Source organism: Escherichia sp. MOD1-EC5495, assembly GCF_002965965.1.
Lineage (GTDB): Bacteria > Pseudomonadota > Gammaproteobacteria > Enterobacterales > Enterobacteriaceae > Escherichia > Escherichia ruysiae.
Genome location: NZ_PTRI01000033.1, coordinates 20,790 through 32,671, shown reverse-complemented (window position 1 = coordinate 32,671; position 11,882 = coordinate 20,790). Strand labels below are relative to the sequence as shown.

The following is an 11,882-nucleotide window of genomic DNA, read 5'->3' as shown; positions in this document are numbered from 1 at the left end:
CGTGGGTGAAAAAAGGTGAGCTGTATATGCAACGGAGGAAGAAACCCCGTTGCTGGAAGCCTGGAAAAAGTATCGGATGCTGCTAAACCGTGTGGACACTTCCGTAGCACCAGATATCGAGTGGCTTATTCAACCATAATAAACAGTATGTATATCATAGGTTATTAATTGTGAGTTTTTTCGGTGTGTTATTTGTTTGTTTGATGTTATGCTTTTGCGCCCCAAAAGGTTGTTTAGATGTATTTTATCAATTGATTTTCAATATCGTTTAATAAAGAAAAATTAAGCAAGCTGGATGTTGGTTTTTTGTTAATTGAATGGTTCTAATAATGTTTTTTTACTGTTGTTGAATGTGACTTGATAAGAAATGCAAGTAAAAATGATACTCTTTTTATTTTAAATTCAAACGGTTGACATATATATAGCAAGAGGTTTCAGGTGCGTTGTAGTGAGTTTATGTTAATAAAAAGCATAGTAATCGTTGAAAAAAATGTAACTTTGAAATACGTTAGAATAAAAAACAATATACATATAATAATTTAATCTTAAATGAAATTTATTAAAATTTGCAAACTATAATTTTGTGTATAAAAATATAAATGCACATCATCCTGATTATGATTGTGTATTTAATTGGTTGTTATTTGACTACTATCAACTTGTTTTAATTTTATGATAGGTGCAAGATGGATTATGTTTGCTCCGTAGTTTTCATCTGTCAATCATTTGATTTAATTATAAACAGGAGAGTTATCTCGTTCAAAAAAAATTCATTGTTTATTGTAAGCGACAAAATTAGAAGAGAGTTACCAGTATGCCCCTCTAAACTAAGAATTGTTGATATAGATAAGAAAACATGTTTATCCTTTTTTATCGACGTGAATAATGAGTTGCCTGGCAAATTTACTCTTGATAAGAATGGCTATATTGCTGAAGAGGAACCTCCATTATCGCTTGTTTTTTCTCTGTTTGAAGGGATTAAAATAGCAGACTCACACTCCCTTTGGTTAAAAGAAAGACTATGTATATCCTTACTTGCCATGTTCAAAAAACGCGAAAGTGTAAATTCATTTATACTAACAAATATAAATACATTTACCTGTAAAATTACTGGAATAATCAGTTTTAATATTGAGCGGCAATGGCATTTAAAAGATATTGCGGAATTGATTTATACGAGTGAAAGTTTAATAAAAAAAAGATTAAGGGATGAAGGAACGTCATTTACTGAAATATTGAGAGATACTAGGATGAGGTATGCAAAAAAACTCATAACTTCAAACTCTTATTCTATCAATGTCGTAGCCCAGAAATGTGGCTATAACAGTACTTCATATTTCATATGTGCATTTAAAGATTATTATGGTGTCACGCCATCTCATTATTTTGAGAAAATAATCGGCGTCACAGATGGAATAAACAAAACAATTGACTGATAATATTTATTACAAGTTGTCTACATGTTAATTATAATATTATACAGCGTGTTTTTTGATGTGATATTCTGGAACCATTAATTTGTAATTGGGTTGCTGTCGCCTATTTTATACACACTATAATTGATGGTTTTCTATGTGATTTAGTTAATAACCTTCTGGGTTTATTTTAAGGGTTAATTGTTACATTGAAATGGCTAGTTATTCCCCGGGGCGATTTTCACCTCGGGGAAATTTTAGTTGGCGTTCTTAAAATGTGTACTTAAGACCAGCAGTAGTGATGAAGTTATAGTTTTCTATGCCTGCTCCATTTTTGCTGTAGTCTGAAGTGTTATTATTGTGATCATAAAGTGAAGTATTACCTTTTTTATTCGTAACCCGATTCCATGCGCCTTCAACATAAACTTTTGCGTTAGGTGTGACGTAATAACCTGCATTGACTGCAACAGAATAGTAATTTTGGTCTTTGACCTTACTGCGATAAGTGATTCTTTTTCCCGGGTCATAGTGTTCATCGTTATCAGATGATTCCACCCAGCCGCTGTATTTAAATGTGCCACCTAGCTCAAAATCTTCATAACGATAACTTCCAGTCAAGCCAATGTAGGGCATTTTAAAACGTTGTTTGTAGCCGATTGCTCTTTCTCCATTCGGGAAGGAGCCGATATCATCTCTGAATCCCTCCTCAGAACTGTAGATATAGGAACCACCTCTGGCTGTAAAGCTATAACGGCTTTCCTGATATCCGGCCATGAGTCCCAGGCGGTAATTGGGTTCGTTGAGGAGCCAGCCTTTGATATTCAGATCAAATTCGTTGGCATAATTGAGTTGTGTATCAGGATGTCTACTTTCATCCGTCCAGGTTCCGGGGTTACTGGAATCCATCCAGTCCTGATCGACCATATTGCCACCTCGGCTGCCGAGTGTTGTCCAGCCAGCAGCCCCGATAGATATCTGAGGCATCAAATCCCAATTAATTGCACCTTTAATAATTGCAGCGTTATTGAATTTCCAGTCAAGTTGACTGACTTTTCGGCTTCCTTCTTCGGCTAGATAAACACGCTCTTTTGTTTTTCCGCTCAGAGTTCCAAGACTAATGTCCGCATTTATGTTGTCAGGAGTAAACGATAAAGTCTCGGTAGAAGCAAAAGAGTTGATCGCAATAGGGGTTGTCAGGACTATTCCCAGAAGTTTTGCCCGCATAAAAGTTCTCCATTCAATCGTTTTAATGATTGAATATGTATTTTTTATATCTAACTTAATGAGTCAATTACATATTGCTCCACTGTTTATATTTTGTTTAGTATTGAATGATTATCACAATGCGCTATCTGTTTTTGGTTTAATTATCTGTTATTGTTTCATATTGCGGTTTTACTGTGTGTTTTTTTATGATTTTGTGGTGCTTTTATCTATTTAAGTGCCATGCCTTTAGAGGCATATAAGCGAAAATAGCATGAGGTTTATCCTCAATTACTATGTTTTTTAGTACAAAAAAGAGGGACAAAACTGAGACACATAAGGCCTCACAAAGGTCTGCAAGGCCTCACATGTATTGAGATGTTAATAAAATGTAGGCTTGTAATTTTGATATAAATGGTAGATAAAACCTTTCCCCAAAATAAAAACGAACGTCAATGAAATCAAACGGTTGAATAAAGTTGATTTTGGCTAATAAAAAGACAATAAAATAATTTTTATCATTAAATATCAATGAATTGAACTTAATGTTTTTATATACTGCTGCGCCACATGGGCTGGACTGAAGCCGCAGACCTGATTGTTAAAGGTATGGAAGGCGCGATCAACGCCAAGACTGTAACCTATGACTTCGAACGTCTGATGGAAGGCGCTAAACTGCTGAAATGTTCAGAGTTTGGTGACGCGATCATCAAGAATATGTAATCACTACATGTGTTAAATATTATAACGGGCGTATAACACGCCCGTTTTTTTGTTAGCTTGCTAAGGGTTATCAAAACCCCCTGATAGTTTGGTGGGGCAGATAGCAGTTCTACTCATTGTGGCGATGCTTTTTTCTCCGGCCGAACCGTGGCTGATGGCATGTAGCTCAAGTACCTGACAGCGTAATACGGCACGTCTGCCGTCTGGTTAGTATTTGTAGCTACTGCGATGAACCCTGAACACGTGGCAGAGAGTGACCACAGGATAACGCGCCCTGAGTTTCCCGATTATCGAGAACTGTTCAAGGGAGCCGCATCAAGAGCACGGTAGCCTTTTTAAATATTTCGTTTTCCATTTCAATTCGTTGTCGCTTTTTCTTTAGCTCGCTTTTCCCGTATCTGTGATAAGTTAAGCGCAATGATAGACTTTTTATGTCTGTGTTAGGATATTAATACAAACCCGCAGATATACAGTTTTTTGCATCGATAATTCACAGGTAAATCCGAAAAAATCTTCGCCAGCGGACTGTCGGAGATGAAATGTTCAGCCTTGATTTATGCTCAGCAATTTCGGAAAACTGACTAGTTGATATATATAGTGTGGTCTGTAAACACACTGATTGTGAACGTCAATATCTTGTCAGGGTCTCACTACATAGTCGCAATGCATCATTCAGAACATTATAACTCTCCTGTGTAGCATCTTTTATACCAGTCTCCCTTATTGGTCTTCCTTCTGTTGAATATTCGATCCAGAATGAACCAGAGAAGTTTGACATTTTGTATGTTGCGAATTCTTTTGCATTAATAGGCAGCCTGGTGCCATTGAGATCCATTATATAACCACTTTCATGGATGGATCTGGAAAGGCAATTGATTATTTCGTTTATTGGTACACTACTGTCTAAGTGAGGATGCTCCATAACGGCTCCTGTGCAGAGAATACTTAGAAATATTATAAAAACATTTTTTTTCATAGTTAAGATATTTTTTAATGTTTTTGATATGTGGTCTATCGTGGTGATAGATATATCTGTTGAATCCTTTTGTTTCAAAATATGATGAAATTTTTGTTTTGATAATGGTTAAAGCCTTATTGTTTTTATAAGGTGATATAAATCATCAAAATATACAATACGATTAATGCCTTTATTGGATAAGAAAATATCAATTTTTATTTATAATGCGATAATGTAAACTGTATATATATGTTTCTAAGGGAGTAAATTCGTTTTTCTGGCTCTTTAGCTCAGTGGTGAGAACGAGCGACTCATAATCGCCTGGTCGCTGGTTCAAATCCAGCAAGGGCCACCAACCATACAGCCATTAGCTCAGCAGGCAGAGTCACTGACTTGTAACCAATGGGGCACCAGTTCAATTCAGGTAGTCGGTACCATGCGTTGGTGTTAAAAAATCATCGCATGGTGACTCCTCTGTGCGAAGGGGGAGATCAGCAGGCCGCTATCACTCCTTTTTCTTTATTTGAGCAAATTTTGATATTGTGCCGAAATAGTATAAATCTGCCGTTGAGTGGATTTTGTTGTTTCGGATACAGGAAAATCCGTAATTATCATATTCCGATAAAAAATTAATTGTATTTGATAAAATTATGTATTTTCGAGATTATGGTATTGATACCATTTTTCTTATTTGTTAAAAAAATACCTGCATGGTGAATCCCCCTGTGCGGAGGGGCATATCAGCAAGGTTGCAAATATCCTTCGGCTTTAGCGGCAATATTGCGGGTTCGGATGCTGATGCCGGACTCACCGGGAGGCACCCGGCACCATGCAGATGATGGAACATTGCGCATACAAAAACCTGCCCTTCTCCGGAAGGGCTTTTTTATGGGCAAGTATCATGAGTTATATATCGGATATTTTTATTGCCTTTCGATATTAGTTACAAGGTACAGGACTGTGCAATACCTGAACCTATATGTAATGTGTTGAATTCATAAGATTGCCAGTAGGCGCCCTTTTTATTTGCTGACGTTAGCCTCGTTGCTCACTGCAATCTGATTTATTCAATAGCCCTTCTTCAGGGTGATATCGATAATCAGAGGTATCAGAAGCTGAGGATGTTTCCTTTACGGATATGCAGCTGCGCCAGTGCGATGTTGCTGCACTTGATGCGAAATACACAAAGGAGTTAGCCGTTGCGAAAGCAGAATGCTGTGTATGTGGAGATCCCGTCGAAAATGAGCGTATCGAGGTTTATGGGCTATCTGAAGAGTAAACGCAGTCTGATGCTCTATGAGCATTTAGAGATCTAAAATTCAAATACAGGAACAGGGAATTTTGGTGTAGAAGTTATTATTGAGATACGCTGGGTAAGAACACAGCAAAGATACAAGAATATATAAAGCACCAGCTCGAAGAAGATAAAATTAGCGAACAATTATTGAACCCATATCCAGGCAGTTTGTTTACGGGTCGTAAGTAACAAAGTTGAATGCAAATGTTAGATCATATGCATCAGTTAGGGCGTGGCTGGAAACAGAACCTTATAGGCGTATCTGAAAAACCTCCGGCATAGCCGGAGGATATTTATAATTAGAGATTGGCAACGTTATGATAAACTTTTTGGACATCATCATCATCTTCGAGGGCATCAACAAGCCCTTCAAAGATTTCTAAATCTTCTGGTGAAAGTTCAACTTCTGATTGAGCAATCAATTCTAATTCTGTTGTTGAAAACTCAGTAATGCCGGCAGCTTTCAGAGCTGCAATTCCTTTGTGAAGATCTGTAGGTTCAGTATAAATAACGATGCTTCCTTCTTCTTCAGTTACATCACGAACATCTACTTCGGCATCGAGCAAGATTTCAAAAATATGGTCAGGATTTGTTCCTTTAAATACAATCACACCAGTATTGTCAAACATATAGCTGACAGAACCTGCTGCTCCAATATTTCCGCCTTTTTTATTGAAAATTGTGCGAATATTAGCAATTGTACGATTAACATTTGAAGTCAACGTTTCAGCGATAATCATTGAACCATTTGGTCCAAAGCCTTCATAACGTCCTTGTACGAACGTTTCATCTCCGCCACCTTTGGCTTTATCAATGGCTTTATCAATAACGTGTTTTGGAACTTGTGCCTGCTTCGCACGTTCAATAACGAATTTTAAAGATGTGTTTAATTCTGGGTCTGGTTCACCTTGTTTAGCGGCAGCATAGATTTCCACACCGAATTTTGCATATATTTTAGACGTTGCACCGTCTTTAGCCGTTTTTTTAGCAACAATATTGGCCCATTTACGTCCCACTGGAATGATCTCCTCGAAATTTATTTACATTACTGACAAGTTGATAACCTGTGTTTATTCGCCACATTATAGCATAACAGGGAAAAAACCGTCTATGAAAAATAAAATATGATAATGTTACAGATGTACTTTAATTTTATCAATGCTTAATAATTATTGATGAGCTGTTTTATAATTTATTTTGGTTTTCTTCTGTGTTTATTATTAATGGTTTGACCGCGACAGTAATGTCGCGGCATATTTGGTTTTACTACCTGGATATATTGTTGAGGATGACGATCGTACGGGGCTAATTAAATTTAAATTGGAGGTAGTCCATATTTAGCTCGGGCGCGATTACATGCCTCATTAATTTCACCATGCTCGCCTGACATGGCGAATTCGCTACATGTGGATGAGCGGTTTTTATATATTGTGCAGCAGGCGTTTTTTCCAGGCGTTCCTGCCAGGGCAATACAGCGTGGGTTCTTCTGGTTAGTACCGCGCATACATCGGTGGTAAGGGGATATCTGCTCAGTAAGATGAGCCGGTATGGTTCCGCCTGCATCATCAGCTTCGGCCCAGTAAAAAGAGACGCGGAAAAATGCACAACAGGCACCACACGCCATGCATGGATTCAGATTGCTCATAATTCACCAGTACTTCTATATAAATATCACAACAAAACCGCAGACACGACGTATAAAGGCGCGTGCCTGCGGCAGGCTGGCGAACTTTCTATAGTGCGAGTATTGAATGATTACCAGCCGTTATCAATTTTACATATCTATTTAGATATGACCAGACAAGTTGAATGCAACCAGGAAGAGTTAATCTTTACAATTTGTAACATGGGGTTGTGAAAAGAAAATATCTTACGTAACCAGAGTTCGCATTATATGGTTTCTATAGCCTGACTTGCTAAATAAGAATCTATCGCGCTCTTTCTAATTCTAACTGGTTATAGATGTTATCAGAAAAAGTTATTTCTCTGGTTTTCAGGAATGTAAAAAATCCACTTTTTGACTTGTACAATTTATATCACTGCTCTCGGTTTTTCACATTCATTCCAGTGACATTGCTGTATGTAATGGATCTGATTTTGGATGCCGCTATTGATGGATACAGTCTGTTATGAGCAGGTGCCGTGTGCTATTGAAGAAAAAGCTGGGTCGCGTAGAGTAACAATTTACACTGCCTTACCTCGGTATCACCTTTACTGTCCCCATCGACGTTGTACCAGTTCAGCATATCCTTACTCATTGATACAGTTAAGTATTAAAGGATGAGTACACAGAGAACGTTGCCTACCCAATATTCTTGTTCTGGTTTGTTGCTCAATACGTCTTCTCTGCCTTAGGGGCAATCAATTAACGCGCACTTGAGATTTTTATCCAACATTGAAGGTATTGCGGCATAGTGGGGTAAAATTTCATCAAGAACGTGGATATTTCTGATTCTCTCTACCATGCTCTCTGTAGACGCCAGATTGAGCGAATGAACAGAGAATAATGGCCCTGGGACACGCGAATGCGCAATACACTTATCCCCATCCTCGTTGCGGTGTGCCTGTTTATTACTGGCGTCTCTATTTTGAATATTCAGCTCTGGTATTCCGCAAAAGCAGAGAGTCTTGCAGGGGCGAAGTACGCCGCCAATAACATTAATCATATTCTTGAGGAAGCGTCACAGGCGACTCAAACGGCAATGGAAATTGCAGGGAAGAGGTGCGATCTGGATGAACAATATCAGCTAGGTACAGAAGCCGCGCTGAAACCCCATCTGCGGACGATCATCATTCTCAAACAAGGTGCAGTCTGGTGTACATCGCTGCCGGGTAATCGAGTACTGCTATCTCGTATTCCTGTGATACCTGACAGTAATTTGCTGTTGGCTCCGGCGCTTGACACTGTAAATAGATTACCCATTCTGCTCTATCAGATTCAGTTCGCTGAGACGCGTATTCTGGTGACTATTAGCGACCAGCATATCCGTGGGGCGCTCCATGTGCCGTTGAAGGGGGTGAAATATAGTTTGCGCGTGGGGGATAATATTATTGGGCCGTCGGGAGATGTGACAACTCTCAATGGCAGACATCAACTTTCTGGACGGGTTAACTCCACTGAATATCATTTCAGTATTATCTATAACCAGCCGCCACTATTTAGCTTTACCAGAATGATAGACAAAGGCTTGGGTATTTTGATATTCAGCTTGTTAATATCCTGTTCCGCTGCCTTTTTACTTGATAAATATTTCAATAAAACAGACACACCTGAAGAGATTCTGCGGAGGGCGATAAGTAATGGTGAGATTGTGCCTTTTTACCAACCGGTAGTTAATGGTCGGGAAGGGACGTTACGCGGCGTAGAAGTCCTTGCCCGATGGAAACATCCTCGTGGAGGATATATATCACCTGTAGCGTTTATTCCACTTGCTGAAAAATCAGGGTTGATAGTTCCGCTCACTCAAAGTTTGATGAGTCAGGTCGCCACACAAATGAACGCGATCGCCAGTAAACTGCCGGAAGGATTTCATGTTGGGATCAATTTTAGCGCCTCGCATATTATTTCGCCGACATTTGTTGAAGAATGTCTGAAATACCGCGACAGCTTCACTCGCCATGATTTGAATCTCGTTCTTGAAGTTACTGAGCGCGAAGCGTTGCATGTTGATGAAAATTTGGTTCAGCGATTGAACATTCTGCATGAAAATGGTTTTGTAATCGCGCTGGATGATTTTGGTACGGGCTACTCAGGACTTTCTTATCTCCATGATCTGCACATCGATTATATTAAGATTGATCACAGTTTCGTCGGTCGGGTCAATGCAGATCCTGATTCCACCCGGATTCTGGACTGTGTGCTGGATCTGGCGCGCAAACTTTCTATCAGTATTGTCGCCGAAGGCGTCGAGACGAAGGAGCAGCTCGACTATTTGAACCAGAATAATATTACGTTCCAGCAAGGGTACTATTTCTATAAACCGGTGACGTATATTGAACTTGTCAAAATTATTCTCTCAAAACCGAAGGTGAAAGTGGTTGTTGAGTGAATATTGCACTAATTGACATAACATGATGATATTTGGCTGAAAATTGATCAGCAAGGCGATGAAATGGTGCAATTGTAGACAGGTAATTAGCTCGTTGCTTCTTGTTACTATTGTTCATTATTTTGTTTGCTATAATTGTCTGAAGATTTTGTCAGGATCACCGTAAGTAGCATGAACAAAAGTAATAGCCTGGATTATTTCACTTTGTATATCATCTTTTCCATTGCGTTTATGCTGATCTCCATCCTGATTATCCTGGTCGCCAAACCCAGCATCTGGCTAGGAGAAGTGCTTGTTACCATAAATTTAATCAATGCACTGGTTTGGTTGGTAATCAATTTGCTTAACCGGTTAAGAGAGAAGCTGGTAAGCCAAAAGGATCAGCATTAATCCTTCTTTTCAATAAGTTTTGACACTCTGGGCTTACAGGATATTTAGTCTGGAATGCTTATAAATCCAATCAGTAGATGATTCATCTTTGAAACTGGAAAAACTGGTCAGGTTTAGTTTTGGGGAAATTACTCTGCGGTGAGGAGTGTGTATACGTATATGATTGCAGTAAAATAGTTTTTGATACAGTGAAAACTGACGGAATAAACCAAAGCCAAATACTAACACTTCATTTTTGTTTATAAGCATATCCATCCGCTAAAAATATACCGCGTCGAATAAATCGGCGCGGTACTACATTAACTATTATTTTTTGCCGATGGCACGCATGGTGTCATCAATTGCGGTAATTAACAGCATTTGCGGATCTTTAGCACAAACCTGATTCAGTTTTTCTACCACTTTGGCACTCAGTTCTGGAGATTGCTCAATTTTTAAATCACGGCTAGTAACGCTGGCATTACCCATTACCGCGACGATATCTGCAACCTGTGCGCTGTCAGTTTTTGCCATTTCGTTGGCTTCTGCGCAAGTAATGTAGGTTTCTGCCGGCAGGCCGTTCTTAATATTATAATCCTGCGCCCAGGTCATTGGTGCGAAAACAAACAGTCCAGCCAGTAAAGCAAATTTTTTCATCGTCATACCTTATTTCATTTTACCCAGAATGGCACCACCTGTACCACCAATCACAGCACCTTTAATCGCGCCTTCCAGACCATTGCCGGTCAGGACGCCTGTAACTGCGCCGACGGCCGCGCCTACTTTTGCGCCTTTACGGGCATTTTTACCATCGCGACCTTTTTCAGTTACTGCGCCAACACCTGCACCTACAGCAGCACCTTTCAGTACGCCATTTACACCATTGCCAGTCAGTAAGCCTACGCCTGCGCCTAACAATGCGCCTTTAGTGGTGCGATTCATATCCGCCATGGCTGGCGTGGAGCAGAGTAATATTGAGATGAGCCCGAAGGCGAGTGTTTTTTTCTTCAACTTAGATGTCCGGTATTAAGTAAGTTGCACACACAATAATTTCGTCTTCAATTAAGAGCAGCTTAACTAAAGAACGCTCGATATTATTCAGATCATTCAAAATGAGCGCGGTTTGTATAATAAGAGTTATGTTTTTTGCTTGAATGGGAATAATCTTAAATAAGAATTAACTCATTGATTTTGAATATCTTATTCAAGAAATGTCATCAAATGTTAACATTGCATTGCAAAGGTAAGGCAATCTGAAATATCAATATTATTGTGTAATTTATATGTGAACAATATTTATCAGAAAACGTAATGTCAGTGATTTTATTGTGGTGGCGATAATGTGAATTAGTGCGACTTAATTTGACGCTGGAGCTTGAAGGGGGAGTGTTACCGTTTATACAAAACAGGAGGTAATTCCCATTTTCTGTACTAACACCAAATGAGCGAACTCAACAGAGGGAAGGGGGCTGTGCCTGGACGCCGATGACAACATTACTTAATAGCGAACCGGGGAAGAGAAAAATTTAACCAGGGTGTAATCTGACAGATACCTGTATAAATAACCGGTAACTGTCAGATCGGACCTGAGCTAATACAGCTTATTTCAGCTCTTCTGCTTCCGGCAGGGTTACGTTCAACTCAAGAATGGAAATATCACCATCTTTTTGCTCAAGCTGTACGGTCACCATCTCGGGATCGATTTGTACGTATTTACAAATGACCTCAAGAATATCTTTACGCAACTGGGGCAGATAGTGTGGTTCTGCATCGCTGCGACGGCGTTCAGCAACAATAATTTGCAACCGTTCTTTTGCAATGTTGGCCGTGTTTTTCTTCCGTGAGAGAAAGAAATCGAGTAATGCCAT

The 11,882-nt window shown here is 39.2% G+C and carries 11 protein-coding genes, 1 tRNA gene and 4 pseudogenes; 7 read left to right on the top strand and 9 right to left on the bottom strand.

Translation table 11 applies throughout. From position 1 onward, the window contains the following. Positions 1-28 precede the first annotated feature (28 nt). Both BEG40_RS20250 and appY read left to right on the top strand, forming a co-directional pair. A pseudogene (locus BEG40_RS20250) lies at positions 29-139 on the top strand (tail fiber assembly protein); the annotation flags it as partial. A gap of 547 nt (positions 140-686) precedes the next feature. Next, positions 687-1,436, top strand: coding sequence for a DNA-binding transcriptional activator AppY (appY, locus tag BEG40_RS20245; protein WP_000386784.1), 750 nt, complete (start codon positions 687-689; stop codon positions 1,434-1,436). A 249-nt stretch (positions 1,437-1,685) separates the two neighbouring features. Here the strand turns inward: appY and ompT are convergent, their stop codons facing one another. Continuing rightward, positions 1,686-2,639 (bottom strand): omptin family outer membrane protease OmpT, encoded by a 954-nt coding sequence (gene ompT / locus BEG40_RS20240; protein WP_001201818.1) that lies wholly within the window; start codon positions 2,637-2,639, stop codon positions 1,686-1,688. 534 nt (positions 2,640-3,173) lie between these two features. Between ompT and BEG40_RS20230 the strand changes: the two are divergent. Further along, positions 3,174-3,341: pseudogene (locus BEG40_RS20230) on the top strand (isocitrate/isopropylmalate family dehydrogenase); the annotation flags it as partial. A 111-nt stretch (positions 3,342-3,452) separates the two neighbouring features. On the opposite strand, the pseudogene BEG40_RS20225 reads toward BEG40_RS20230, so the two are convergent. After that, a pseudogene (locus BEG40_RS20225) lies at positions 3,453-3,726 on the bottom strand (IS3 family transposase); the annotation flags it as partial. Positions 3,727-3,969: 243 nt separating this feature from the next. Next, complete coding sequence (locus BEG40_RS20220; protein ID WP_105286015.1) at positions 3,970-4,263, bottom strand: hypothetical protein; 294 nt, start codon at positions 4,261-4,263, stop codon at positions 3,970-3,972. Between the two features lie 315 nt (positions 4,264-4,578). On the opposite strand from BEG40_RS20220, the gene BEG40_RS20215 reads away from it, so the two are divergent. Further along, a tRNA-Ile gene (locus BEG40_RS20215) sits at positions 4,579-4,654 on the top strand. 774 nt (positions 4,655-5,428) lie between these two features. Beyond that, positions 5,429-5,785, top strand: a pseudogene (locus tag BEG40_RS20200) (transposase); the annotation flags it as partial. A gap of 110 nt (positions 5,786-5,895) precedes the next feature. Here the strand turns inward: BEG40_RS20200 and BEG40_RS20195 are convergent. Next, the gene (locus BEG40_RS20195) at positions 5,896-6,612 is read right to left on the bottom strand and encodes a YebC/PmpR family DNA-binding transcriptional regulator (protein ID WP_000532905.1); all 717 of its coding nucleotides are present in this window, start codon (positions 6,610-6,612) and stop codon (positions 5,896-5,898) included. A gap of 299 nt (positions 6,613-6,911) precedes the next feature. Beyond that, a complete protein-coding gene (locus BEG40_RS20190) occupies positions 6,912-7,241 on the bottom strand; it encodes a YkgJ family cysteine cluster protein (protein ID WP_105286014.1) in 330 nt (109 codons plus the stop codon). Positions 7,242-8,121: 880 nt separating this feature from the next. Between BEG40_RS20190 and pdeG the strand changes: the two genes are divergently transcribed. Both pdeG and ymgF read left to right on the top strand, forming a co-directional pair. Then, complete coding sequence (gene pdeG, locus BEG40_RS20180; RefSeq protein ID WP_105286013.1) at positions 8,122-9,645, top strand: cyclic di-3',5'-guanosine monophosphate phosphodiesterase PdeG; 1,524 nt, start codon at positions 8,122-8,124, stop codon at positions 9,643-9,645. Positions 9,646-9,816: 171 nt separating this feature from the next. Then, a complete protein-coding gene (gene ymgF, locus BEG40_RS20175) occupies positions 9,817-10,035 on the top strand; it encodes a cell division-associated protein YmgF (protein ID WP_105286012.1) in 219 nt (72 codons plus the stop codon). A gap of 306 nt (positions 10,036-10,341) precedes the next feature. Here the strand turns inward: ymgF and BEG40_RS20170 are convergent, their stop codons facing one another. From BEG40_RS20170 to minE, 4 genes are all read right to left on the bottom strand, one after another. Continuing rightward, on the bottom strand, positions 10,342-10,677 hold the full coding sequence (locus BEG40_RS20170; protein WP_000178040.1) for a YmgD family protein: 336 nt from the start codon (positions 10,675-10,677) through the stop codon (positions 10,342-10,344). A 3-nt stretch (positions 10,678-10,680) separates the two neighbouring features. After that, complete coding sequence (locus BEG40_RS20165) at positions 10,681-11,025, bottom strand: YMGG-like glycine zipper-containing protein (protein ID WP_000730702.1); 345 nt, start codon at positions 11,023-11,025, stop codon at positions 10,681-10,683. A gap of 1 nt (position 11,026) precedes the next feature. Further along, entirely contained in the window at positions 11,027-11,179 is a 153-nt protein-coding gene (locus BEG40_RS22400) for a hypothetical protein (protein WP_370906317.1), read from the bottom strand. 436 nt (positions 11,180-11,615) lie between these two features. Then, positions 11,616-11,882, bottom strand: a complete 267-nt coding sequence (minE, locus tag BEG40_RS20160; RefSeq protein ID WP_001185665.1) for a cell division topological specificity factor MinE — start codon at positions 11,880-11,882, stop codon at positions 11,616-11,618.

Bases quoted from the DNA above. Each gene is read 5' to 3' on its own strand.
- appY (WP_000386784.1), top strand. From the start codon at position 687: ATGGATTATGTTTGCTCCGTAGTTTTCATCTGTCAATCATTTGATTTA.
- ompT (WP_001201818.1), bottom strand. From the start codon at position 2,639: ATGCGGGCAAAACTTCTGGGAATAGTCCTGACAACCCCTATTGCGATC.
- BEG40_RS20220 (WP_105286015.1), bottom strand. From the start codon at position 4,263: ATGGAGCATCCTCACTTAGACAGTAGTGTACCAATAAACGAAATAATC.
- BEG40_RS20190 (WP_105286014.1), bottom strand. From the start codon at position 7,241: ATGAGCAATCTGAATCCATGCATGGCGTGTGGTGCCTGTTGTGCATTT.
- pdeG (WP_105286013.1), top strand. From the start codon at position 8,122: ATGCGCAATACACTTATCCCCATCCTCGTTGCGGTGTGCCTGTTTATT.
- ymgF (WP_105286012.1), top strand. From the start codon at position 9,817: ATGAACAAAAGTAATAGCCTGGATTATTTCACTTTGTATATCATCTTT.
- BEG40_RS20170 (WP_000178040.1), bottom strand. From the start codon at position 10,677: ATGACGATGAAAAAATTTGCTTTACTGGCTGGACTGTTTGTTTTCGCA.
- minE (WP_001185665.1), bottom strand. From the start codon at position 11,882: ATGGCATTACTCGATTTCTTTCTCTCACGGAAGAAAAACACGGCCAAC.